The organism is Rhodococcus sp. T7 (genome assembly GCF_009872365.1).
Classification (GTDB): domain Bacteria; phylum Actinomycetota; class Actinomycetes; order Mycobacteriales; family Mycobacteriaceae; genus Rhodococcus_F.
On record NZ_WXYH01000026.1, the window covers coordinates 1 to 22,388 of the forward strand.

Consider the following 22,388-nt stretch of genomic DNA (forward strand, 5'->3'; position numbering starts at 1 on the left):
TGTAGACAGGCCTGCCTGATGTTGCCGAAGAACGAAATCGGAGTACGGCAGGCAGATCGCCTGTCGTACAACTCGTGTCCCGCCGCCCGTCCCGTCGTGTAGGCAGGAGTGCGGGTGCGCCGCGAGAGCGCACCGCGATCCGATGGAGAGTGCGATGGTGGATTCCGGGCAGCAGCAGGCACCGAACGGCGACGGGCACGGCGACACCGCCGCGCTGGCCGATCAACTGGGCAAGGGATTCGACGCCCTCATCGGACTCGAATACCTCGAACTCGGCCCCGACCGCGTACGAGCACAGTGGACGGTCACCCCCGACCTGCAGCAACCGGCCGGCATCCAGCACGGCGGCGTGTACTGCTCCGTCATCGAATCGGTCGCCAGCACGGCAGGCTCGGTCTGGCTCGGCGGCCGCGGCCACGTCGTCGGCGTCAACAACAACACCGACTTCCTCCGCGCCACGCGGGAGGGAACGCTGACCGCCGAGGCCAGCCCCGTCCACCGCGGCCGCACCCAGCAGTTGTGGGAGGTCCGGATCACCGACGAGCAGGATCGACTCGTCTCCAAGGGACAGGTCCGGCTCGCGAACATCACCGACACCGGACGCCTCGGCAACTGACACACCCGGACACGGCGGAGGGGACAGACCATCAGGTCCGTCCCCTCCGCTGTGTCCAACTCAGGTGTGCGACAGCGTCACCCGGCGGCTTCGCGCTGCTCGCCGCCGGACGATTTCTCCGCCGTCTCCTTCTCCCGTTCGTGCCGCTCCAACTGCTCCATCGCGTTGCGGGCGAACACCCACTGCTCGGTGGACGCCATCTGCGCGCGTCCGCGACCGAGGAACGTCACCGTCCACGACAGCAGCGTCGACAGCCGGCTGCGGAACCCGACGAGGTACATCAGGTGGATCCCCAGCCACGCCACCCAGCCGATGAATCCGCTGATCTCGAGTTTGCCGACCTTCGCCACCGCGCTGAACCGCGAGATGGTGGCCATGCTGCCCTTGTCGAAGTACTTGAACGGCGGCCTGTCCTGCGGCTTGTGCCCGCTCAGACCGGCCTTGATCTGATGGGCCGCGTACTTGCCGCCCTGCATCGCGACCTGCGCCAGACCCGGCAGCTTGTCCAGCGACATCATGTCGCCGATCACGAACACGTCGGGGTGCCCGGGCACCGACAGGTCCGGGTTGACCAGGACGCGTCCGGCGCGGTCGATCTCGGCGTCGGACTGGTCCGCGATCTGCTTGCCCAGCGGGCTCGCCTGCACGCCGGCCGACCACACCTTGCACTGCGACTCGATCCGGCGCTGCGTGCCGTCCTTGTCCTTGACGACGAGGCCGTCCACGTCGACGTCGACGACCATCGCGCCGAGCTGGATCTCGATGCCGAGCTTCTCCAGCTGCTGGCGGGCCTTGCGGCTCAGCTTGCCGCCGTAGACGGGCAGGACGTCGTCCGCGCCGTCCAGCAGGATCACGCGGGCCTCACGGGGATCGATGTTGCGGAACGCCCCCGACAGCGTGCGCCGCGACAGTTCCGCGATCTGGCCGGCGAGCTCGACACCGGTCGGGCCTGCCCCGACGACGACGAACGTCAGGAGCCGGGCCCGCTCGGCGGGATCGCTCGACAATTCGGCCTGCTCGAACGCGCCGAGGATCCGGCCGCGCAACTCCAGTGCGTCGTCGATCGTCTTCATGCCGGGCGCGAACTCGGAGAAGTGATCGTTGCCGAAGTACGACTGTCCCGCACCGGCGGCGACGATCAGGCTGTCGTAGGGGGTGACGGTGGTCCGGTCCAGGAACCGGGAGGTGATCGTCTTCGCCTCGAGATCGATCTTCTCGACATCGCCGAGCAGCACCTGCGTGTTCTTCTGCTTCCGCAGCACGAGCCGGGTGGCGGGGGCGATGTCGCCGACGGAGAGGATGCCGGTCGCCACCTGGTACAGCAATGGCTGGAACAGGTGGTGAGTGGTGCGCGCGATCATGGTGATGTCGACATCGGCGTTCTTCAGCGCCTGTGTGCCGAACAACCCACCGAAGCCGGATCCAATGACCACGACGCGATGGCGGCGTGACTCAACCGACTGGATACTCATTCCGTGCTCCTCGAAAAATAGGCGACTCCTGTCACGGTAGTCGCCTTGTCCCCGAGCGTCTCAGTAAGGCGTGCTTCCCTGCACCCGCGTCCGGAATCGATCCAGAACTCGACGTTCCCCCGAACCACGCACGAAGCGGGCAGCCCCTTCGTGAGGGACTGCCCGCTTGCCGGTGCGTACGCGGCTATTCGGCCCGACCGATCCGCTTCCTCCCCGTGGGAGTCCCGGTGGAGTCCGGGGGGATGAAATCCGATTTGATCGAAAACACGAACAGAGCCGTCACCCCGACCACGACGACAAGAATGGTGAGGACTACGACCACGTAGCCGAAACCGACACCAATTGCTGTCAAGTCCATCAGACCTACCTCCTCAGTCGCTGCTCACGCTACTGCGCAGGGTAGCCGCAGTCACCGCGTCGGCGGGGAGGAACGAGTACAGTGCCCCCTCGAAGGCGCCGCCCGACGCGGTGGCCGGTCCGCGACCGTCACGTCAGGTGGTCGAACTCCCCGGTCACCCAGGCGCAGTGCCGGGTCGCCGAATACTCGAGCGCTTCACGGCCGTCGCGGTCGATGACATTGTCGAAGTTGCCGATGATGCGGTCGAACTCGAGGTGTGACAACTGGTCCGCGATGCGCCGCACCACCGCTGCGGACAGCGGCAGGCGGTTGGGGTACGACCGGAGGAACGACACCGTGCGGCGGTCCGGGTTGGGGAACACGCCGTCGCCGGTGAGTAGCACACCCCGGCCGTCACCCCCGTCTCGCCAGTGCGCGACGGCGCTGCCCGGGAAGTGCCCGCCGATCTGGTGCAGGGTCAGCCCCGGCGCCACTTCGTGTGTGCCGGACCAGAACACGATCGGGCCGTCGGACCGTGCCAGCCAGGAGCGGTCCGCGTCCGCCACCAGGATGGGCACGTCACCGAGCGCCTTCGACCACTGCGTCTGGACACCGAACATGTGCGGGTGACTGCCCGCGACGGCGATGACGGGGCCGTGCGCGGCGACGGCGTCGACGGCCGCGGCGTCGACGAATCCGATCGGATCCCACAGCAGCGACCCGGCGGGCGTGCTGATCACCAGGGACTGTTGGCCGATCGCGGTCTTCGGGTCCACGTACAGGCCGTGCAGTCCCGGCTCGACCTCGTGTTCGACGGCGCGATACCCCGCGCCGGCCAGCGCCTCGACGGTGGTCCACTCCTGCCCGCCGAGCGGAATGTACTGGCGTTCGTCGGCGCAGATCGCGCACTCGTCGGGGAGCGGGGTGTTCGGGTCCTGTTCGACGCCGCACGTGGCACAGAGATGAAATAACACCCCTCGATGATGCATGCTCACGGCACGCCCAGGAGCCGCAATCCGGCAGCCGTCGCGGCAGCGGACAGGACGATGACGACGAAAGGCGCCTTCCGCCAGGCGAGTAGGCCCGCGACGACGACCCCGGTGGGACGCGCCACTCCGGCGAGGTCGTGGCCCTCGGTGAGCGCCGCCGTGCCCACCAGCGCGGTGAGCAGGACCACGGCCGCCGACGCCATGATCCGCTCCACCCAGGGCCTGGCCGCGATCCGCGGCCGCAGCACCGGCCCGGCGAACCGGAACGCGAACGTGCCCGCCGCGAGCACCCCCACCGACCCGATCAGCACGAGGTGCCCGGTCACCGCAGCACCGTCCGCCGCACACCCGCGAACAGACCCACCAGCGCCGCGATCACCGGAAGCCCGGCGGGCAGGACCGGCGTGGCCGCCAGGGCGACGACGACGCCGATCAGGGCGGGCACCCGCACGTCCCGATCACGCAGCGCCGGCAGCACCAGGGCCAGCAGCACCGCCGGGAACATCGCGTCCAGACCCAGCGCAGCGGGGTCGCCGATCGCGTTGCCCGCCACTGCGCCGAGCAGGGCCCCGAGCGGCCAGCACACCGCGATCCCCACACCACACGCCCAGTACGCGGCGCGTCTGCGGTCCGGGTCCGTCTCCCCGAGCGCGAACACCACCGACTCGTCGTTCATCAGATGACTGCCCACGATGCGCCGGGGCCCTCGCCCGAGCACGTCGCCGACCGCCAAACCGAACGGCAGGTGCCGGGCGTTCACCAGCAGTCCGGCGAGCGCCGCCGCGATCGGGCTGCCGCCTGCCGCGACGATCCCGACGAACAGGAACTCCGCGGAACCGGCGAGGACCAGCACCGACAGTGCGACGGGCAGCCACGCGTCGAGTCCCGAACCGACCGCGATCGCGCCGTACGACATGCCGACCAGTCCGTCGGCCAGGCACACGAGCGCGATGTTCCGGAGGATCCGCGAGCCGAGTGTTCGCTTCATCGAACGCATGACTTATATACTGAACAGATGGCACGCCGTTCGTCAAGACGAACGGACCGACCGAAATAATGAACGCACTCGGGAAGGTGATCATGGACGGGCAATCCCCGCTGGGATACATCGGACCCTCGCTGCGCCGCGAGCGGGAGCGGTCGGGCCTGTCCCTGACCGAGGTCGCCCGTCGCGCCGGTGTTGCCAAATCCACTCTGTCCCAACTGGAATCGGGAGGCGGCAACCCGAGCGTCGAAACCCTGTGGGCCCTCTGCGTGGCGCTGGACGTGCCGATGTCGCAACTCCTCGATCCGCCCCGCCCGCGCGTCCAGGTCATCCGGGCCGACGAGGGACCGGAATTGATCTCCGACCGGGCCGACTACCGCGCCACGCTCGTCGCGTCCTGCCCGCCGTCCGCGCGCCGGGACCTCTACCGCCTCGTCGTCGAACCCGGACCCGCCCGCGAATCCGAACCACACATGCCCGGTGTGGTCGAGCACGTCATCCTCAGCGCCGGGCGCGCACTCGTCGGCCTCGCGAGCGCCCCCGTCGAACTCGGGCCCGGTGACTACATCGCCTACCCGGGCGACGTCGCACACGTATTCGAGGCTTTGGAGCCGGGGACCCGCGCCGTGCTGGTGTCCGAGCACAACTGACGGCACCTCCGAAAACTTTCTCGTGCACAGTGTCGATTCGGGGGGCCGGCGTTCGTATAGGAGGTGAAGGCCGGCCACAGCACACCCCGAGGCGCCGACCGCCCGATCCGAGGAGGAACCCGACATGACCCAGTACCTGTTGAGCGTGTACCAGCCCGACGGTCCCGCTCCCGAACCTGACACCCTGGCGAAAATCGCCGACGACCTCGACGCCCTCAACCAGGAGATGGTGTCCGCAGGCGCGTGGGTGTTCAGCGGGGGACTGTGCGCGCCCACCACCGCGACCGTGCTGCGGGCCCGCGGCGGCGACGTCCTCGTCACCGACGGCCCCTACACCGAAGGCAAGGAACACCTCGGCGGATTCACCATCGTCGAGGCCCCCGACCTGGACGCCGCGCTCGGGTGGGGTCGCAAACTCACCCGGGCGACGACACTGCCCATCGAGGTCCGGCCGTTCGCACACCACGCCGGGGCCGGAAGCCACTGATGTGATCGACACCGCCGACATCGAAGACGTGTTCCGCACCGAACACGGTCGCGCGGTCTCCGTCCTGGTCGGCGTGTTCGGCGACATCGACCTCGCCGAAGACGCCGTCCAGGACGCCTTCGCCGAGGCGGTGCAGCGCTGGCCGTCGGCCGGGCTGCCTCCGAGCCCCGCCGGATGGATCATCACCACCGCCCGGCGCCGCACGATCGACCGGCTCCGGCGCGAGGCGTCCCGGCACGACCGGCACGCGCAGGCCGCGCTGCTGCTCGCCCGCGACGAACCGACGGAGGAGGGCGCCGTGCACGACGACCGGCTACGCCTGATCTTCACCTGCTGCCACCCGGCGCTGGCACCCACCGCCCAGGTCGCACTCACCCTGCGCCTCCTCGGCGGACTCGGCACCGCGGAGATCGCCCGCGCCTTCCTGGTGCCCGAGCCGACCATGGCACAGCGACTCGTCCGGGCCAAGGGAAAGATCCGGGACGCCCGGATCCCGTACCGGGTGCCGGACGAGACCGATCTCCCGGACCGTCTCCGCACCGTCCTGGCCGTCGTCTACCTGATCTTCAACGAGGGATACACGGCGAGTTCGGGGGACCGGCTGACCCGGGCGGATCTGTGCGCCGAGGCCATCCGGCTCGGCCGGGTTCTGGCCGCCCTGATGCCCGGCGAACCGGAGGTCACCGGGCTGCTCGCGCTGATGCTGCTGATCGAATCGAGGCGCGCCGCCCGCACCGACGTCGACGGGCGACTCGTGCTCCTACCCGACCAGGACCGCGGCCGGTGGGATCGCGACCTGATCACCGAGGGGCAGTCGCTGGTGCGGGACTGCCTGCGACGCAACAGGCCGGGCCCGTATCAGATCCAGGCCGCGATCAACGCCGTCCACAGCGACGCCGAGACGGCCGCCGACACCGACTGGTGGCAGATCCTGCAGCTGTACGACCAGCTGATGTCGCTGGCGCCGAGCCCGGTGGTCACGTTGAACCGGGCCGTCGCGGTGGCGGAGGTGCGGGGACCGGCGGAGGGGCTGGCGCTCGTCGACCAGCTCGACCTCGACGACTATCACCTGTACCACGCGGTGCGCGCCGATCTCCTGCGTCGCGTCGGACGCCCCGGCGAGGCCGCGCGCGCCTACGACGCGGCCCGCGATCGTACCGACAACGCGGCCGAACGGGAATTCCTTCGGGCACAGCGTGATTCGATCGTATGACGCGCGCCGGTCAGAGGGCCAGTCCGGGCGGCAGGCACAGCGACCCGAAACACCTCTGCGTTCGCACGGTGACAGGGAAAGGTTCCGCCGTCGACGGCTTCGCGTACGCGGTCTCCGGCAGCGGTGCCGAACCCCACACCTCGTCACCGGGGCCCGCATTCTCACTGCAGATCCAGTGGATCAGATAGTCACCGTCGGGTACCGCCTCGAACACGAACTCCTGCGGTCCCGGTCCGATCACCACATTCGATCGGTGAAACACCGCCACGGACTCGGGGTTCACGATGTCGTCCGCCGCCCTCAGTCCACCGAGTCCGCACACGATGTCCGCACCGGTGTCGTTGGTGAGCGTCGTCGTGACGGTGCTCCCCGCCACGGCGGCGGCCAGGGTCACGTCCGGCGGGTCCGCGGCGGCGGGCGCGGCCAGGAACAGGGCGAGGGGGCCTGCGGCGATCAGCACGATCGCGACCCGGGGCACGAGTGTCATCAGCGGAACCTTCGTTCTCGGCGGTCTCACTCCGGACGTCACCGTATTGATACCCGCCGCGGAGGCCGGTAAACGGTGCGAGGGGACGTCCGCCGAATCCCGCTCACCGGACCGGTGCCGCGGCCTACGATTGAATTTCGAGGCCCTGCGGCCGAAGCCCCCCTCGACGTCGCCCAGCCGAATACACCCTGGGACTCCGACAGTCGGTCTCGCCAGGAGAGCGAGCACGCCGGCGCGTGAAGCATCGGAGGGATGACATGAGCGGAACACCCGCACTGAAGAAGGCGCTGAGCCAGCGGCAGTTGACGATGATCGCGATCGGCGGGGTGATCGGCGCGGGCCTGTTCGTCGGCTCCGGCGTCGTCATCGGCGACACCGGGCCCGCGGCGTTCGTCACCTACGCCCTCGCCGGGGTCCTGATCATCATGGTCATGCGCATGCTGGCCGAGATGGCCGTGGCCAACCCGTCGACCGGATCGTTCGCCGACTATGCCCGCCGGGCGCTGGGCAACTGGGCCGGCTTCTCCGTCGGCTGGCTGTACTGGTACTTCTGGGTGATCGTCGTCGGGTTCGAGGCCATCGCCGGCGCGACGATCATCCAGTACTGGATCGACATCCCGCTGTGGCTGTCCGCGCTGGTTCTGATGATCCTGATGACTGCGACGAATTTGTTCTCCGTGTCGTCGTTCGGCGAGTTCGAATTCTGGTTCGCCGGCATCAAGGTCGCCGCGATCGTCGTGTTCATCGCACTGGGCGCACTGTTCGTGCTCGGCGTGTGGCCGAACAAGGCGCTCGACTTCTCCAACCTGTGGAGCCACGGCGGATTCCTCCCGTTCGGCGCCATGGCCGTCACCGTCGGCGTGGTCACGGTGATCTTCTCCATGGTCGGCGCCGAAATCGCGACGATCGCCGCCGCGGAATCGGCGGATCCGGAGCGTGCCGTGACCAAGGCCGCCAACTCGGTGATCGTGCGGATCGCCGTGTTCTTCGTCGGCTCGACGTTCCTGCTGGCCACCATCCTGCCGTGGGACGACGAGCAGATGGCCGCCTCCCCGTTCGTCGCCGCGTTCACCGAGATGGGGATCCCGTACGCCGACGACATCATGAACGCCGTCGTGCTGACGGCGGTGCTGAGCTGCCTGAACTCGGGCATGTACACCGCCTCCCGCATGCTGTTCGTCCTCGCCGCACGCCGGGAGGCACCCGCGCAGCTGGTCAGGGTGACCCGCCGCGGGGTGCCCGCCATCGCGATCCTCGCCTCCTCGGTCGTCGGCTTTCTGTGCGTGATCGCCGCGGCCGTCTCACCCGACACCGTCTTCGCGTTCCTGCTGAACTCCAGCGGCGCGATCATCCTGTTCGTGTACCTGCTCATCGCCGTCTCCCAGATCGTGCTGCGGTACCGCACCCCAGCCTCGGAGCTGCGGGTCAAGATGTGGCTGTTCCCGGTGTTGTCGATCATCACCGCCGCCGCGATCGTGGCCATCCTCGTGCAGATGTATCTGCAGGAGGACGTGCGGTCGCAACTCGTGCTGAGCCTGGTGTCGTGGGCGGTCGTCATCGTGCTGTTCCTCGCCAACACCTGGTTCGTGCGTCGGCGGCCCGCCGTCGAGGGGGCCGCCGCGACCACCCGGCCTCACCGGGTACTGGTGCTGGCCAACCAGACGGTCGAGTCGAAGGAAATGCTCGACGAACTACGTCGCATCGGCGCGGATCGGGAAGCCGTCTACTTCGTGGTCGTGCCCGCCAGCCCGATCGAGACCGGAACCGCCGCCACCCACGGCCCGCTCGACGTCGCGGAAGCGACCCGCGAGGTCGCCCGGCAGCGACTCGACGACACGCTGACGACACTCCGCTCCGAGGACCTCGACGCCGACGGCGAGGTGGGGGACTACCGGCCGCTGCGCGCCCTGGCTGCCGGCGTCGAGTCGTTCCATCCGGATCAGATCGTCATCTCCACGCTGCCGCCCGAAGAGTCGGTGTGGCACCGGTTCGACGTCGTGGACCGAGCCCGCGCCGAGCACGGGGTGCCGGTCACCCACGTCGTCGCGCACCCGATCGGCGCCGGGAAACCCGCTCGATGACGATCATCGCCGGATTCAGCTCGAGCCGTCAGGGGACCGCGCCGCTGCACCTGGCGGCGCGAATCGCGCGCTGGACCGGCGAGACGGTCGTGGCTGCGGCGATCGTGGAACAGCCGTGGCCGGCGAAGGACGACCCCATCGACCGCGAATACCTGCGCTATGTCACCGCGGAGGCGTCGCGGGCACTCGACGGAGTGGTCGCCGGGCTGCCGGGCGACCTGGACATCCCCACCGTCGTCCACCGGTCGACCTCGATTCCCACCGGGCTCATCGAACTCGTCGCCGCCCACGACGCCACCCTCGTCGTCGTCGGCTCGTCGTCGTCCGGTCTGCTGGGCCGGGTGGCGCTGGGCAGCGTCACCGAACGGCTCGTGCACACCGCGGCCGTACCCGTCGCGATCGCGCCGCGCGGCTACCCACCGGTGCCCGGACCGATCCGCAGGCTCACCGCCGCCTACGGCGGCGAAGCCGACGTCAACGGCCTCATCGCCGCCACCGCCGAGATGGCCGCACGGTGGCCGGTGACCTTGCGGATCGTGTCGTTCACGGTGCGGCCCGTGTCCCGGTTCGGCGGCGCCATCGAGCAATCGACCGAGGATCTCGTCGTCCGGCAGTGGACGCGCCGCACCACCGACGACATCGCCCGGCAACTCGACGCGGTTCGCGCCCGCATCCCGGTTCCCGACGTGGACGTGGAGATCGGCAGCGGCACCGACTGGCGCGCCGCGGTCGAGGCCGTGTCCTGGGAGCCCGACGACATGCTCGTGCTGGGTTCGGGGGCCGCCGGACCCGCCGCCCACGTGTTCCTCGGTTCGGCTGCCTCGAAAATCCTGCGGCACGCTCCCGTGCCGGTGATGATCGTGCCGCGGCACACACCCGCGACATAGTCGTTAGCTGTCGGCCACCGCCGCGGCCGCGGACGCCCGGCGACGCCTGGACGCGGTGATCCGGCGGCCGATCACGCCCTGCCGCGGCGCGAACAGATAGACCAGCGCGAACGCCGCGCCCTGGGACAGCACCACCATTCCGCCGCTGGCGGTGTCGAGGTGATAGCTCAGGTACAGGCCGATGACGGCGCAGGACGCCGAGATCGCCGGGGCGATGACCAGCATCCGATGGAAGCTGTCGGTCAACAGGTACGCCGTCGCCCCGGGAATGATCAGCATGGCCACGACCAGGATGACACCGACCGCCTGCAGGGCCACCACCGCGGTCAGGGCCAGCAGCCCCAGCAGCGCCGCCCCGAGTAGCCGCGGGTTCAGGCCTATGGCGTGCGCATGGGTGGGGTCGAACGCGTTCAGCGTGAAGTCGCGCCGCTTGACGATCAGTGCGACGAAGACGAACGCCCCGAGGATCGCGATCTGGACGAGGTCGGACCGGCTGACACCCAGCAGGTTTCCGAAAATGATGTGGTTCAGGTCGGTTTGGCTGGGGGTGACCGAGACCAGCACCAGACCGAGGGCGAACAGGGTGGAGAACACGATGCCGATCGCGGCGTCCTCCTTGACCCGGCTGGTGTCGCGGACCAGCCCGATCAGTGCCACTGCCAGGAAACCGAAGATCACCGCGCCGATCGCGAACGGGGCGCCGACGATGTAGGCCAGGACCACACCGGGCAGGACGGCGTGCGAGACCGCATCACCCATCAGCGACCAGCCGATCAGCACCAGCCAGCACGACAGCACCGCACACACCACCGCCGCGATCAGGGTGGTGATCAGCGCGCGGACCATGAAGTCGTAGCGCAGGGGGTCGACGAAGAAATCGATGACGTCCATTGATTCTCAGGTCCTTGTCATCACGTCGAGGCCGAAGGCGGCCGCCAGATTCTCCGGTTGCAGCACGACCCCGGGGTCGCCGTGCATCAGCACCGTGCGCAGCAGCAGGATCGCCTCGTCGGCCAGGTCGGGTAGCGCGTGCAGGTCGTGGGTGGAGACCAGGATCGCCGCACCCGCGTCGGCGAGTTCCCGCAGCAGCGCGGTGATGGTGGCCTCGGACCGTTTGTCGACCCCGGCGAACGGTTCGTCGAGCAGAAGGATGGTGGCGCCCTGCGCGATTCCCCGGGCGACGAACGTGCGCTTCTTCTGACCACCGGACAGTTGCCCGATCTGCCGGTCCGCCAGGTCCGTGAGTTCGACGCGTTCGAGAGCATGGTCGACGGCGTCGCGGTCGGCCTTTTTCGGCCGACGAGTCGGTCCCATGCGCCCGTACCTACCGGTCATCACGACGTCTCGCACCGAGAGCGGGAACGTCCAGTCCACGTCCTCGCTCTGCGGAACGTAACCCAGCACCCCGGCCTTGCGCGCCGCGGCCGGCGCCGCGCCGTCGATGCGGACCGTGCCGGTGTCGGGTTTGACCGTGCCCATGATCGTCTTGAACAGGGTGGACTTTCCGGAGCCGTTCATGCCTACGAGTCCGCAGACGCGTCCGGGGCGAAGGGCGAGGGAGACCCGGTCGAGCGCGAGGACGTCGCCGTAGTGGACGGTGACGTCCCGGACCTCGACCGCCGGCGGCGGGGTCACGACCGCTGCCCGTTCAGTGCGGAGGTCAGGGTGTCGGCGTCGTGCCGGATCAGATCCAGATACGTCGGCACGGGCCCGTCCGCCTCGGACAGCGAGTCGACGTACAGGGTGCCACCGAACGCGGCGCCGGACGCTTCGACGACCCGGTGCATCGGCGCATCCGACACCGTGGACTCGCAGAACACCGCGGGAACCCGGTTCTGCTTCACGAACTCGATCGTCGACGCGATCTGCTGGGGAGTGGCCTGCTGCTCGGCATTGACCGGCCAGATGTACTTCTCGGTCAGTCCCGCGTCGCGGGCGAGGTACGAGAACGCCCCCTCGCACGTGACCAGCGCCCGTTCGTTGACCGGCAGTGCGCCCAGTTCGGCGACCAATTCGTCCTGCACCTTCTGCAACTGCGCCTTGTACGCGTCGCCGTTGGAGCGGTAGTCGGCGGCGTGAGCGGAATCGAGTTCGCTGAACGCGGCGACTATGTTGTCGACGTAGAGCTGCACGTTCAGCGGTGACATCCAGGCGTGCGGGTTCGGTTTCCCCGCGTACGCGTCCTCACCGATCGCGATCGGCTCCACGCCGTCACTGACGACCACGTGCTCGACGTCCACCCCGTCGACGAACTGGCCGAACCAAGCCTCCAGGTTCATGCCGTTGTCGAGGATCAGGTCGGCCTGCGCGGCCTTCTTGATATCGCCGGGAGTGGGCTCGTATCCGTGAATTTCGGCGCCCGCCTTGGTGATCGATTCGACGGTCAGGTGCTCGCCGCCGACGTTCGCGGCGATGTCGGCGAGCACGGTGAACGTGGTCAGCACCACCGGTTTGTCGTCGGCGGGGCCGTCGCCCTTACCGCACCCGGACAGCAGCAGCGTCGTGGCCAGCACTGTCAGTACCGCGACAGCGGTCACCGGCTGTCGTCGCGCACCCACTTTCAAGGACGTTGTTTTCACACGGCGAATCATAATGTTCGGCGCGCCGAAACCACAAGTGTGGATCGGCGAGCTCGTCAGATCGCCTGCGCGACAAGTGCTTCCGCATCCTCGACGCGACGCTCGAGGCTGTGCAGTTGCGCGATCGCATTGCGCGCGGTGATCTGCTGATGCGTGTTGGTCAGTTGCCCGCGCCAGGTGCCGAGGAAGGTCCAGGCCCAAGACAGCAGGGTGGCGACACGGCTCCGGAACCCGACGACGTAGACCACGTGCACGGCCAGCCACATGATCCACGCGAGGAACCCGGTCAGCTCGACACCGCCGATCTTGGCGACCGCGTTGAATCGGGAGATGGTGGCCATCGAACCCTTGTCGCGGTACCGGAACGGCGGCCGTTCGGGCACCGGGCGTCCCTTGGCTGCCGCGGCGACCTCGGCGGCGATCCGCTTCGCGGCGTAGCGGCCCCCTTGGATCGCGACCTGAGCGACGCCGGGCAGGCGATCACGCCACATCATGTCGCCGACGACGAACACGTCGGGATGGCCCGGCAGGGTGAGATCTTCTTCGACGGCGACGCGTCCGGCGCGGTCGAGGGCGGCGCCGGACTGGGCGGCGAGCTGCACGCCGAGAGGGCTTGCCGCCACCCCCGCGGACCAGACCTTGCAGACGGACGCGATGTGGTGCTCGGTGCCCTCGGCATCCCGGACGGTCAGTCCGCCTGCGTCGACGTCGGTCACCGACGCGCCCAGTCGCACCTCGACGCCGAGCTTTTCGAGGGTTTCCGCCGCCTCCGAACCCAGGTTGTCGCCGAACGGCGGCAGTACCGCGGAGGCCGCGTCGAGCAGGATGATCCGCGCGTCGCGGGGGTCGAAGTTGGTGTAGGCCCCGACCAGGGTTCGGTGGGCGAGTTCGGCGATCTGACCGGCCATCTCGACGCCGGTGGGCCCGGCACCGATCACGACGAACGTGAGCAGGCGTGCCCGCTCCTGCGGGTCGGCCGTCACCTCGGCCTGCTCGAATGCGCCGAGTATGCGGCCGCGGAGTTCGAGGGCGTCGTCGATGGACTTCATCCCCGGTGCGTGTTCGGCGAAGTGGTCGTTGCCGAAGTAGGACTGCTGAGCCCCGGCGGAGACGATGAGGCTGTCGTATCCGGTAACGGTGGACTGCCCGAGGTGTTCGGACGTCACGGTGCGTTCGGTCAGGTCGATGGTGGTGACGTCGCCGAGGCGGACGGCGGCGTTGGCCTGGTGCTTGAGGATCATCCGCGTCGACGGGGCGATCTCCCCCTCGGAGAGGATGCCGGTGGCCACCTGATAGAGGAGAGGCTGGAACAGGTGGTGGGTGGTGCGGTCGATCACCGTGACGTCCACATCCGCGCGGCGGAGGGCCTTGGTCGCGAACAACCCACCGAAGCCGGATCCGATCACCACGACGCGGTGGCGTGCGGGCGGGGTCTGGGGGTTGCTTATCGTGAGCCTTTCCGATCACGCTGGGAAGCGACGATCTCGGTGTCGGGGCATTTTGCAGCCGTGGACCAGGGGTGTAGGGGCGGGTGCTCTTGGTTCGTAAATGTCTGCCGGAAATTCGGCTGACAGGCATCAATGGTGAACAATCAACGCACCGAATCCAAGGTGAAAGAATGAAATTCTCTAGACTGAGCCGATGAAGAAGAATGTTCCGGGCACGCCGTATGCCGAAGGCCCGCGATCGAATGATGTTCGGGCGGGGGCGCCGATCGACGGCATCGACCGGATCCTCCTCGATCAGCTTTCGCGGGACGCCCGTACCCCCAACAACGCCCTCGCCGCGCTCGCGGGCATCGCCCCGTCGACCTGCCTGGGTCGGGTGCGCTCCCTGATCGACCGCGGGGTGATTCGCGGCTTCCATGCGGACATCGACCCCGCCACCCTGGGCAGGGACCTGCAGGCGATGATCGCAGTTCGCGTGCAGGCCAATGCACGACAGCACCTCGGGCAGCTCGCCGAGCAACTCGCCACCCTCGACGACGTGCTGAACGTGTACTTCATCGCCGGCGCCGACGACTACCTGATCCACGTCGCGACCGGGAGCAGTGAGGAACTGAGGCGTTTCGTCCTCGACCACCTCAGTGCGCATCCTGCGGTCGCCTCGACCGAGACCATCCTGATCTTCGAGCATGTGCGCCCGCGACTCCGGGCGCCTCAGGTCGAGCCGTCTTCCGGCCGCTGAGGCACCCGGAGTCGCGGCCAGGCTGCGATTGGTAGAGGTGTCGTATTCGAAACATGCAGTATTCGTTCCGAGGTCAGGAGTTCGCCGATGCGTGAGGCGGAATCACCATCGCGCTCACGTATGGTCCAGGCATAGCAGGTGTGGCGTCAGGTCCCATCCCGCTGTGGTGAGCCATCGCCGAACCGACTCGGACAGGTTGCCCTTCATGGCCTGATCAGCGAGCACGTCAGCGAGGATGGGTCCGTCTCCGCAGATGGTGCATGCGATATCGAATGCAGGCTGCCCGGGTTTACAATGGCGGCAGTGATTTTGGAACGATCAACGTCTCGGGGTCATCCGGATCTGCGTGGAGCCAATCGACGGCGAGGTCGGCACGTTGGCTTGCCGCTTCCGCGCGGGTTGTAGGTTCGTTCCCGCACGTGGGGCATGCTCGCGATGCCCTCGCGACAGGACCGGCTGATTTCGGTGTCGCCGATTTGGCGGCCTTCGCGACGGGCCGTTTGTTCAAGTGCCCGTACACCGTGGTGCGCGGCACTTTTAGCATGTCAGCGATCTGTGCGACGGTGTGTTCCTTGGCGTCGTACAGCCGTTGAGCGAGTTCGATCTGGTCGAGGCTGAGCTTCGAGGGCCGGCCGCCCTTGCGACCGCGGGCTCGGGCGGCAGCGAGTCCGTCGCGGGTGTTAGCCACGATCAGCTCGCGCTGGAACTCGGCAAGTACCGACAGCATGCCGAACATTGCGCGGCCTTCGGCGGTGGCGGTATCGATTCCCTGCTCAAGGACCTTCAAACCGACACCTCGTTCGCGTAGCTCGGCACCGAGGGTGATCAGATGCAGCACCGAGCGTCCGAGTCGATCGAGTCGTGTGATCACCAGGGTGTCACCCTCGCGCACCCGCTGAAGCACCAGATCTAGCTGGGGCCGTGACGCTTTAGCGCCGCCGGCCCGTTCGATGTGGATGTTCTTGGCGTCGACGCCGGCCTTACAGAGGGCGTCGACTTGATGGTCTGTGTTCTGGTCTGCGCTGGAGACACGCACGTAGCCGATCAACATCTGTCGAAAATACCCTTCGCTAAGGTTTTTCGACACTGTTTCCCGACGCGGGTTACCGACGCCTATCCGGCGGATTTCCGCAGTATGTAGCGGTGTGACTCCCAGCGTTATCTGGCACGTTTTTGCCGACGCTATTTGGCACGATGTCGATCACGCGAGGTGGCGGTTGACGGTCGAGCGTGCGACGCCGAGGACCTTGGCGATCTGTGTGACGGTGGCGCCGTGGGCCTTCATGGTGCGGGCCTGCGCGACGGCGGTGTCGGTCAGGGCAGGCGGTCGGCCTCTGACGCGGCCGTGTCTGCGGGCCTCGGCGAGTCCGGCGAGGGTGTTTTCCCGGGTGAAGGCGCGTTGGCAGAGCCTGAGTTCGTTGAACAGCTTGACGATCTGTTTACCGGTGTCCGGGTCGGCGGTGTTGAGGTCCTCGGTGATCGACCAGAGGCCGGCGCCAGCGTCGGTGATTCGGGTGGCGGTGCGGAGCAGGTGGGTCAGCGAGTGGGCGAGCCGGTCGAGGGACCACACGACGAGCAAGTCTTTCGGTTCGAGCGCGGCGAGTACGGTCTCGAGCTGGGGTTGCGGTGTGCCCGGTGCGGGGGTGGTGTCGGTGAAGATGCGTTCGCAGCCGACCGCGGCGAGCGCGTCGTGTTGGAGCGCGAGGCGGCTTCGGTCGGGCGAGGTGATGCGGGCGTATCCGAGCATCCTGATCATTAAATCGTCCTCGGGGTGATTGTCGGTGTTCAGGTGCCGATGACGAGGGTGTCGCGGGCGGCGTCGACGACTTCGCGGGTGATGGTGTGCAGGTCGTTGAGTTCGAGGACGCGTTGGACCTGGCTGAATAGGCGATGGATGAGCCGGAAGTTGCCGCCGGTGATGCGGGCGACCGCGGCGATCGCCTCGGCGTCGGTGAAGTCGTCGGCGTTGAGTGCCAGGCCGAGCCGGTTCCAGTGTCGCTCGAGCACGAAGGCGAGTTCGTCATCGCTCAGTGGCCGGTATTGGTGGGCGAAGCCGATGCGGCTGTAGAGCTGGGGGTAGCGTTCGAGCCGGCGTTCCAGTCCGGGCATGCCGACCAGGATCAGGCCCAGGTGGTGGCGGTCGAAGAAGTCCCGAAGCTGTTCGAGGCCGGTGGCTTTCAGGCGGTCGGCCTCGTCGATGATGAGCAGTTCGGTGTAGCTGCAGCCGCGGCCGTCGCTGTAGGCGAGCGGGTCGTAGTCGGGGTGGTGGTGGCATTCGATTGCCCAGGACACCTGCTGGCACAGCGCGGGAATCGCCCGGTCGAGTTCGCGGGGTGTGGTGGTGACCTTCGGGGTCCACATCGCGGTGCGGGCGGTGTCGATGATTTCCGGGATGGCCGGGTCCTTGAGGTAGCGGTCGAGGAACCATTGCTCCCAGTCGTCGGCGCCGCTGTAGACCCGTGAGGACAGGGTCTTGCCGATCCCCGCCGGCCCGAAACACACTCCGATGTAGCGGTTGCGGCGAACTGCGTCGGCGAACTCGACGAACCGGCGGTGTTCCTTGGTCACCAGGAACGGTGGACCGTCGCGCCGCACCGGGGTGGCGTCGCCGATGAGTGCGGCGGCGGTGTCGCTCTGCCGGGGAGGAAGCGGCGGTTCGCGGGTTTTCGATGTGCTCACGTGTACCTCGCCTCGGGTGGTTGTCGGGTCAGTCCTCGCGGTAGGTCTTCAATCGCCGGCGCGGTCTCTGCGGCGGCGAGTCCTGGTCGGAGTCCGCGGCGCCGCGGTCGCGCGGGGTGAGTGGTGCGGTGTCGGGGATCGGGCCGGCGCCGGTGGTGGTCAGCGCGTCGGCGAGGCTGCGCCGGGAGGTGAGCGTGCCGCGTAGCTCGCGGCGCCGTTGGGTGCGGGCTCGTTGGAGGTCCTTGAGGGAGATGGTGGCGTCGGAGAGCTCGGTGCACACGGCGCGGCATAGAAATTGGTCGCGGTAGTAGATGCGGACCTCGGCGAGGTCGCGGGGGTCGTAGCGGACGGTGACCCGTTCGCCGACATACGCCGACAGGGTCAGGTCGAGGTAGCGCAGCCCGTGGCAGTGGATCCCGTCGCGGTGCACCACCCGCGGGCGGGCCACGGTGAGCAGCAGCAGGTCCAGCTGTTCGAGCGAGTCGGGCATCCGCGGCAGCCACCCGCCGGCGAGCCACCGCTGCTGCGGCGGGACACCGGTTTCCGAGTGTGCGCGCCGGTGGTAGGTGTCGACGATGAATTCGCCGATCGCGGCGTCGAGTTCGGCCAGTGTCAGCGTCGGTGCGGTCACGGGCTTGCCGTGGGTTCCGTGCGGGATGTGGCCGGGCAGGGTGGGGAGGAGCTCGGTGGTGAGGGTGCCGAAGAGGCGCTCGACCTTGCCGCGGCCCTGTGGGACGCCAGGGGTGGAGTGCACCAGCCGGATCCGGGTGTCGGCGCACACCTGGTCGAGATGGGTGGAGGTGAAGTCGGCGCCGTGGTCGCTGTAGAGCACGTCCGGTAGCCCGCACACCGCCCACCGCGGGTCGGTCTTGCGCCAGATCGCCTGCCGCAGCGCCAACGAGGTCTGCAGCGTGGACGGGTCGCCGAGGAACACGGTGTATCCGGCGACCGCGCGACTGCGGTCGTCGAGGATCGTCGTCAGCCACGGCCGGACCGGTGTGCCGGCCGCGTCGAGGATCATCAGATCGAGTTCGGTGTGGTCGGCCTGCCAGACCTCGTTCGGGCGGGCCGCCTCGTGGCGATAGACCAGCTCGAATCGGTCCCGGTAGGCGGCCGCGCCCTGATGGGCCAGGGTGGACAAACCCGGATCGAGGCCGCCGACGATCGTGCGCACGGTCTCGTAACTCGGTGCGGGCCAGCCCCGCTGGTCCGCGATCGTGGTGACGGTGCGGTGGATGTGCGCGGTCGACGGCTGCGGCCGGCGCAGCGCCAGTCCCTCGATCAGCTCGACGCACTCGTTGGGCAGGGTGCGGGTGCCGCGGTCCGCGCGCGGGCGGCGGGCCAGCGCGGCCGGCCCACCCGTCCGGTAGGCGGCGAGCCAGCGGCGGGCGGTGCGGACTGATACCCCACCGGCGGCCGCCGCCCGCGTCAGCGGGACGCCGTGCTCGAGATGTAGGCGCAGCACCGTCATTGGATCAGTTCGGCCCTGTTCCGGGGTGTTCATCGCGCCGGACCGGTAATAGCACCGCGTGCGCCGCCGGCGGAGATCGCCGCGCTCAGGTGCCGGTAGATGGTCGGGCGTGTCACCCCGAATTCGGCGGCGATCTGCGCCACGGTGTATCTGCGTTTGCCGTCCTCGCCGGTCTCCTCGTACATCGCCCGCGCGAGGGCGACCTGACGCGGGCCGAGCTTCGGCTTCTGGCCACCGGTACGGCCGCGGGCGCGGGCCGCGGCCAACCCCTCGGCGGTCCGCTCGGAGAGCAGCGCATGCTCGAACTCCGAGATCGCCCCGAGGATCGAGAAGAACATCCGCCCCGCCGCCGTCGAGGTGTCCACCCCCTGATCGAGCACCACCAGATCGATCCCGCGCTCCTGAAGCAGCGCGGACAACTCGATCAGATTCGCCAACGACCGCCCCAACCGGTCGAGCCGGGTGACCACCAGCTGGTCGCCACGCCGGGCGGCCAACAGCGCCTGGTCCAGACCGGGCCGACGGGCCAGCACCCCGGAGGCGGTGTCGGTGAAGATCTGCTCACACCCAGCCGCGCGGAGCGCGTCCTGCTGCGCTTCGGAGTGTTGCTCGCGGGTGGAGACCCGGGCCAGGCCGATCCGCACCCCTCCAGCGTAAATCGAACCCCCGAGCACGTGCCATAGCCGCGGACACGGGAAACGTGACACCCATGACCTGGGAAAACGGTCGATGGTTCGGGGTGTCTCGCGAACCATCGAATGAGAGACAACCCGAACAGTGCGTAACTATCCGAAGCAGTCCGCGGGGTCCCGTTCGTCGCCCCGATTCGGGACTTCTTCACCGGACGAGGCTATCGGGATGCAGCGCAGCGCGTTCCGGTCATGGCCAGGCTTCCGGGACGTCTCGGTCATCGTTCCGCTTGCGGGACACTCGGCCCCAGAGTTAGTTGCAGAGGTCTCCAATGGTGCACATGACCGTTCCATCGCCGGGGCTGACCCATACTGCATGCCCGTCCCGAACTTCTGGCTTCAGCAAGCGGAGAGGGCTGCTACTCACGACAGGCCAAAATGTGTGCTCATACCCCGTGAACCAGTCTTGAGCCGCTTCAGCAATCCTTGCCGTGATGGTGACGAGATCCACCTCGACCGGGGTTCCGAAACCATGACTTCCTCCGTGTTCGGTCCTGAGCCCGATTGACCAGCCTCCGTAGACTTTGGTCTCGTCGACTACAAGCCAGCTCATCTCACCGAGCCACCTCAGTTCGTCGTAGCAGCGAGTGTCACGACCCACGGCGTGACATGCCTCCACGAAGTGAGGAGGTGCACCAAGAACGTCGCCTTCGGCGCCGTAGAGTTTCACGTTCCATGAGGGTGTCTCCAATGGATGCAGCGGCGGTCGTCGCGATTCTTTGGAAGCCATCCTTCACCTTCTCAACCGGCCTTTGACCGGTCAATAGCACCGCCGTCACGCCCGGCTGACTGTCCCGGGGATGCATCGCTGACCGGTATCCCGATAGGTCAGGGCATCGAGGCGACGCCATAGTCGCGACCAGGCGCACTCGATTTCGTTCGATACATCGCGTCTCGGTGACACCCTGGAACGATGACTGGCTTCTTCGGGAACCCTCGCGGTGAGCAAGTGCTAACGGCCACCTGGGTTGCGCGGGAAGGCGTGCGCCTGGTGTCGTCGGACCTGCCGGATGCGTGGGTCAACGCGCTGGGTCGTGTCGGCCGGGATCTGAACGTGCGTCAGTACGGAGGTGTGGTCGAGCAGGTCGACTGGGTCGCCGAGTACGACCCGGACAGCGGCTGTGTGTTGCTTCTGAGCGACGTGACGGTGCTTGGTCGCGGGCCCGGCGGTTTAGGTATGAGCGGATACGGCGCGCAGGTCGACGACGACGAGGAGTCGGTCGTCGTCTGCATTGCCGACCTCGTTCAAGATCAGGTGGCCCGCGCTCATGTGGCATGGCCATGGGGTGACACCGGTGGTTTCATGACCCCTCGCCTTGTCGATGCCGTCGCGGTCTGGTCAGACAAAAGCCGCCACACAATGATCGGCAGCCTTTGACGATCCGGAACGGACTTCGGCACCGGACGGCGCTCGTCACACCCCAATACATCCAGTTCACCGCCGTGGAACCCATCGACCCGGACATGATCAATGCGACTGGGCAGGGCCACGTCGAGGGCCTGGAACCCTACCCGGTCGGACCAATCCCCTTCGTGCGTTACAACAACGAGTGGAAGCTCTCCCACGCCTTCGTCTGTGGCGGATTGTTTCTCGCCGCACCGCAGGTTTGCGACTAAGGCTCGCCGATGGTGACCGATCAGCGATCCGCTTACGGCACAACCACAAGACACGACAAAAGGTTCCAGGCAACCTTCACCGGCAGTTCGACCTCGGATCTCGTATTGCCATGAAACGTGGCGCCAACGTGCCGCGGCTGGACATGGCCCTCACGGACAGCACCGTGCCAAATAGCGTCGGCAAAAACGTGCCAGATAGCTGTCCTGTCTCGTCGAGAGTGAGGCAGGGACAGTGGCTTGACCTGTGTGCCTCAGATGTGTGGGACGCGGTGATCGCCGGACGTCTCACTGATGTTGAGGTACTTCATCGAATTGCGGCGTTGGGGTCGTGGTGTTTGGTGAACCAGCCGAACAGCGGGTCGTAATGACTGTTTTCGGGGTGGTACTCGATGCCGAGGTGGGCGTCGATGTGCTGCTGGAATCGTGGGAGGTCGTCGGTGTCGCCTGAAGCGGGTCGACGCCAGTAGGGCATGGCGAGCACGCGGGCCAGGTCGATGGTCTGCGGATAGGTCACGACAGGTGTGACGGGGTCGCCGTGACGTAATCTGCTGGTGAGGGGAGCGGGGTCGACGAGTGCGCGGATCAGCCGTGCTCGGCCGCGGTCGTAGAAGGCGTGCCGTGCCCAGAGCGCGGTGATGTGGGCCGCTTCGGCGAACGCATCGGCGGCGGTTCGGCGCCCGTGGCGGCGGGCCAGCCGGTAGTGACGGCGTTGAGCGTGCAGAATCTCGGGAACGCCGCTGACGTCGAGTTGTGCGACGCCGAGTCCGCGGACGGGTGGCCCGATCCAGATCCGGTGTGTGGGGCAGATATTGACCTCGGGAGGCTGCCAGGTGGACGCGAACCGGAACGCGTCGCGTCGGGCAGCGCAGTGTCGGCAGACTCTCCTGATGACGCTCGGCGAAAGTGCTCAGACTTGCTCGGTGAAAGTGCCCACCTGTGAGCGGTGATTACTGTAGCGGTTG

At 67.8% G+C, this 22,388-nt stretch carries 25 protein-coding genes; 9 read left to right on the forward strand and 16 right to left on the reverse strand.

Annotation, left to right across the window (positions count from 1 at the left end):
• The first annotated feature begins 154 nt into the window (after positions 1–154).
• Complete coding sequence (locus MLGJGCBP_RS04040) at positions 155–616, forward strand: PaaI family thioesterase (RefSeq protein ID WP_160094148.1); 462 nt, start codon at positions 155–157, stop codon at positions 614–616.
• 77 nt (positions 617–693) lie between these two features.
• On the opposite strand, the gene MLGJGCBP_RS04045 is transcribed toward MLGJGCBP_RS04040, so the two are convergent.
• The 5 genes from MLGJGCBP_RS04045 to MLGJGCBP_RS04065 all read right to left on the reverse strand — a co-directional run bounded on the left by MLGJGCBP_RS04045 (position 694) and on the right by MLGJGCBP_RS04065 (position 4,411).
• Positions 694–2,088 carry an NAD(P)/FAD-dependent oxidoreductase gene (locus tag MLGJGCBP_RS04045; RefSeq protein ID WP_160094149.1) on the reverse strand — a complete coding sequence of 465 codons (1,395 nt, stop codon included), beginning with the start codon at positions 2,086–2,088 and terminating at the stop codon, positions 694–696.
• Between the two features lie 184 nt (positions 2,089–2,272).
• The gene (locus MLGJGCBP_RS04050) at positions 2,273–2,446 is read right to left on the reverse strand and encodes an adenylate cyclase (protein ID WP_087561306.1); all 174 of its coding nucleotides are present in this window, start codon (positions 2,444–2,446) and stop codon (positions 2,273–2,275) included.
• A 128-nt stretch (positions 2,447–2,574) separates the two neighbouring features.
• Positions 2,575–3,399, reverse strand: coding sequence for an MBL fold metallo-hydrolase (locus MLGJGCBP_RS04055; RefSeq protein WP_087561307.1), 825 nt, complete (start codon positions 3,397–3,399; stop codon positions 2,575–2,577).
• Positions 3,400–3,416: 17 nt separating this feature from the next.
• Positions 3,417–3,740 carry an AzlD domain-containing protein gene (locus MLGJGCBP_RS04060; RefSeq protein ID WP_160094150.1) on the reverse strand — a complete coding sequence of 108 codons (324 nt, stop codon included), beginning with the start codon at positions 3,738–3,740 and terminating at the stop codon, positions 3,417–3,419.
• Positions 3,737–4,411 carry an AzlC family ABC transporter permease gene (locus tag MLGJGCBP_RS04065; protein ID WP_160094151.1) on the reverse strand — a complete coding sequence of 225 codons (675 nt, stop codon included), beginning with the start codon at positions 4,409–4,411 and terminating at the stop codon, positions 3,737–3,739. The genes MLGJGCBP_RS04060 and MLGJGCBP_RS04065 overlap by 4 nt, the downstream gene beginning before the upstream one ends.
• An 83-nt stretch (positions 4,412–4,494) precedes the next feature.
• Here MLGJGCBP_RS04065 and MLGJGCBP_RS04070 point away from each other — a divergent pair, with 83 nt between their 5' ends.
• The 3 genes from MLGJGCBP_RS04070 to MLGJGCBP_RS04080 all read left to right on the forward strand — a co-directional run bounded on the left by MLGJGCBP_RS04070 (position 4,495) and on the right by MLGJGCBP_RS04080 (position 6,749).
• Positions 4,495–5,049 (forward strand): helix-turn-helix domain-containing protein, encoded by a 555-nt coding sequence (locus MLGJGCBP_RS04070; RefSeq protein ID WP_160094163.1) that lies wholly within the window; start codon positions 4,495–4,497, stop codon positions 5,047–5,049.
• A 124-nt stretch (positions 5,050–5,173) separates the two neighbouring features.
• A complete protein-coding gene (locus tag MLGJGCBP_RS04075) occupies positions 5,174–5,536 on the forward strand; it encodes a YciI family protein (protein WP_087561310.1) in 363 nt (120 codons plus the stop codon).
• A 1-nt stretch (position 5,537) separates the two neighbouring features.
• Positions 5,538–6,749 carry an RNA polymerase sigma factor gene (locus MLGJGCBP_RS04080; protein ID WP_160094152.1) on the forward strand — a complete coding sequence of 404 codons (1,212 nt, stop codon included), beginning with the start codon at positions 5,538–5,540 and terminating at the stop codon, positions 6,747–6,749.
• Positions 6,750–6,759: 10 nt separating this feature from the next.
• Here the strand turns inward: MLGJGCBP_RS04080 and MLGJGCBP_RS04085 are convergent, their stop codons facing one another.
• On the reverse strand, positions 6,760–7,236 hold the full coding sequence (locus MLGJGCBP_RS04085; protein ID WP_160094153.1) for a hypothetical protein: 477 nt from the start codon (positions 7,234–7,236) through the stop codon (positions 6,760–6,762).
• Between the two features lie 257 nt (positions 7,237–7,493).
• On the opposite strand from MLGJGCBP_RS04085, the gene MLGJGCBP_RS04090 reads away from it, so the two are divergent.
• Both MLGJGCBP_RS04090 and MLGJGCBP_RS04095 read left to right on the forward strand, forming a co-directional pair.
• Entirely contained in the window at positions 7,494–9,317 is a 1,824-nt protein-coding gene (locus tag MLGJGCBP_RS04090; protein WP_160094154.1) for an amino acid permease, read from the forward strand.
• Entirely contained in the window at positions 9,314–10,204 is an 891-nt protein-coding gene (locus MLGJGCBP_RS04095) for a universal stress protein (RefSeq protein ID WP_160094155.1), read from the forward strand. Before MLGJGCBP_RS04090 ends, MLGJGCBP_RS04095 begins: the two co-directional genes overlap by 4 nt.
• A 3-nt stretch (positions 10,205–10,207) precedes the next feature.
• On the opposite strand, the gene MLGJGCBP_RS04100 is transcribed toward MLGJGCBP_RS04095, so the two are convergent.
• From MLGJGCBP_RS04100 to MLGJGCBP_RS04115, 4 genes are all read right to left on the reverse strand, one after another.
• The gene (locus MLGJGCBP_RS04100) at positions 10,208–11,095 is read right to left on the reverse strand and encodes a metal ABC transporter permease (protein ID WP_160094156.1); all 888 of its coding nucleotides are present in this window, start codon (positions 11,093–11,095) and stop codon (positions 10,208–10,210) included.
• Between the two features lie 6 nt (positions 11,096–11,101).
• Complete coding sequence (locus tag MLGJGCBP_RS04105; RefSeq protein WP_160094157.1) at positions 11,102–11,839, reverse strand: metal ABC transporter ATP-binding protein; 738 nt, start codon at positions 11,837–11,839, stop codon at positions 11,102–11,104.
• Complete coding sequence (locus MLGJGCBP_RS04110) at positions 11,836–12,762, reverse strand: metal ABC transporter substrate-binding protein (RefSeq protein ID WP_442972079.1); 927 nt, start codon at positions 12,760–12,762, stop codon at positions 11,836–11,838. Before MLGJGCBP_RS04110 ends, MLGJGCBP_RS04105 begins: the two co-directional genes overlap by 4 nt.
• A gap of 77 nt (positions 12,763–12,839) precedes the next feature.
• Positions 12,840–14,231 (reverse strand): NAD(P)/FAD-dependent oxidoreductase, encoded by a 1,392-nt coding sequence (locus MLGJGCBP_RS04115; RefSeq protein ID WP_160094165.1) that lies wholly within the window; start codon positions 14,229–14,231, stop codon positions 12,840–12,842.
• A gap of 193 nt (positions 14,232–14,424) precedes the next feature.
• Here MLGJGCBP_RS04115 and MLGJGCBP_RS04120 point away from each other — a divergent pair, with 193 nt between their 5' ends.
• Positions 14,425–14,970: an Lrp/AsnC family transcriptional regulator gene (locus MLGJGCBP_RS04120; protein WP_087561318.1), complete on the forward strand. Its 546-nt coding sequence runs from the start codon at positions 14,425–14,427 to the stop codon at positions 14,968–14,970.
• A gap of 289 nt (positions 14,971–15,259) precedes the next feature.
• Here the strand turns inward: MLGJGCBP_RS04120 and MLGJGCBP_RS04125 are convergent, their stop codons facing one another.
• The 5 genes from MLGJGCBP_RS04125 to MLGJGCBP_RS04145 form a co-directional block, all read right to left on the reverse strand.
• Positions 15,260–16,021: a recombinase family protein gene (locus tag MLGJGCBP_RS04125; RefSeq protein ID WP_236580911.1), complete on the reverse strand. Its 762-nt coding sequence runs from the start codon at positions 16,019–16,021 to the stop codon at positions 15,260–15,262.
• Between the two features lie 150 nt (positions 16,022–16,171).
• Positions 16,172–16,726 (reverse strand): recombinase family protein, encoded by a 555-nt coding sequence (locus MLGJGCBP_RS04130; protein ID WP_160094158.1) that lies wholly within the window; start codon positions 16,724–16,726, stop codon positions 16,172–16,174.
• A gap of 29 nt (positions 16,727–16,755) precedes the next feature.
• Positions 16,756–17,649, reverse strand: coding sequence for an AAA family ATPase (locus MLGJGCBP_RS04135; RefSeq protein WP_236580912.1), 894 nt, complete (start codon positions 17,647–17,649; stop codon positions 16,756–16,758).
• Positions 17,650–17,677: 28 nt separating this feature from the next.
• Positions 17,678–19,120 carry a Mu transposase C-terminal domain-containing protein gene (locus MLGJGCBP_RS04140; protein ID WP_160094159.1) on the reverse strand — a complete coding sequence of 481 codons (1,443 nt, stop codon included), beginning with the start codon at positions 19,118–19,120 and terminating at the stop codon, positions 17,678–17,680.
• Between the two features lie 29 nt (positions 19,121–19,149).
• Positions 19,150–19,764: a recombinase family protein gene (locus MLGJGCBP_RS04145; protein ID WP_160094160.1), complete on the reverse strand. Its 615-nt coding sequence runs from the start codon at positions 19,762–19,764 to the stop codon at positions 19,150–19,152.
• A gap of 1,036 nt (positions 19,765–20,800) precedes the next feature.
• Here MLGJGCBP_RS04145 and MLGJGCBP_RS04150 point away from each other — a divergent pair.
• Both MLGJGCBP_RS04150 and MLGJGCBP_RS04155 read left to right on the forward strand, forming a co-directional pair.
• Positions 20,801–21,187: a hypothetical protein gene (locus MLGJGCBP_RS04150; RefSeq protein WP_236580913.1), complete on the forward strand. Its 387-nt coding sequence runs from the start codon at positions 20,801–20,803 to the stop codon at positions 21,185–21,187.
• Complete coding sequence (locus tag MLGJGCBP_RS04155) at positions 21,184–21,426, forward strand: hypothetical protein (RefSeq protein ID WP_236580914.1); 243 nt, start codon at positions 21,184–21,186, stop codon at positions 21,424–21,426. The genes MLGJGCBP_RS04150 and MLGJGCBP_RS04155 overlap by 4 nt, the downstream gene beginning before the upstream one ends.
• A 304-nt stretch (positions 21,427–21,730) precedes the next feature.
• Here MLGJGCBP_RS04155 and MLGJGCBP_RS04160 read toward each other — a convergent pair whose 3' ends face one another.
• Positions 21,731–21,940 (reverse strand): hypothetical protein, encoded by a 210-nt coding sequence (locus tag MLGJGCBP_RS04160; protein ID WP_160094162.1) that lies wholly within the window; start codon positions 21,938–21,940, stop codon positions 21,731–21,733.
• Positions 21,941–22,388: the final 448 nt, after the last annotated feature.

Excerpts from the sequence above, each read along its gene's own strand:
- MLGJGCBP_RS04040 (WP_160094148.1), top strand. The coding sequence starts at position 155 with ATGGTGGATTCCGGGCAGCAGCAGGCACCGAACGGCGACGGGCACGGC.
- MLGJGCBP_RS04045 (WP_160094149.1), bottom strand. The coding sequence starts at position 2,088 with ATGAGTATCCAGTCGGTTGAGTCACGCCGCCATCGCGTCGTGGTCATT.
- MLGJGCBP_RS04050 (WP_087561306.1), bottom strand. The coding sequence starts at position 2,446 with ATGGACTTGACAGCAATTGGTGTCGGTTTCGGCTACGTGGTCGTAGTC.
- MLGJGCBP_RS04065 (WP_160094151.1), bottom strand. The coding sequence starts at position 4,411 with ATGCGTTCGATGAAGCGAACACTCGGCTCGCGGATCCTCCGGAACATC.
- MLGJGCBP_RS04070 (WP_160094163.1), top strand. The coding sequence starts at position 4,495 with ATGGACGGGCAATCCCCGCTGGGATACATCGGACCCTCGCTGCGCCGC.
- MLGJGCBP_RS04075 (WP_087561310.1), top strand. The coding sequence starts at position 5,174 with ATGACCCAGTACCTGTTGAGCGTGTACCAGCCCGACGGTCCCGCTCCC.
- MLGJGCBP_RS04085 (WP_160094153.1), bottom strand. The coding sequence starts at position 7,236 with ATGACACTCGTGCCCCGGGTCGCGATCGTGCTGATCGCCGCAGGCCCC.
- MLGJGCBP_RS04090 (WP_160094154.1), top strand. The coding sequence starts at position 7,494 with ATGAGCGGAACACCCGCACTGAAGAAGGCGCTGAGCCAGCGGCAGTTG.
- MLGJGCBP_RS04095 (WP_160094155.1), top strand. The coding sequence starts at position 9,314 with ATGACGATCATCGCCGGATTCAGCTCGAGCCGTCAGGGGACCGCGCCG.
- MLGJGCBP_RS04100 (WP_160094156.1), bottom strand. The coding sequence starts at position 11,095 with ATGGACGTCATCGATTTCTTCGTCGACCCCCTGCGCTACGACTTCATG.
- MLGJGCBP_RS04120 (WP_087561318.1), top strand. The coding sequence starts at position 14,425 with ATGAAGAAGAATGTTCCGGGCACGCCGTATGCCGAAGGCCCGCGATCG.
- MLGJGCBP_RS04125 (WP_236580911.1), bottom strand. The coding sequence starts at position 16,021 with ATGTTGATCGGCTACGTGCGTGTCTCCAGCGCAGACCAGAACACAGAC.
- MLGJGCBP_RS04130 (WP_160094158.1), bottom strand. The coding sequence starts at position 16,726 with ATGATCAGGATGCTCGGATACGCCCGCATCACCTCGCCCGACCGAAGC.
- MLGJGCBP_RS04140 (WP_160094159.1), bottom strand. The coding sequence starts at position 19,120 with ATGACGGTGCTGCGCCTACATCTCGAGCACGGCGTCCCGCTGACGCGG.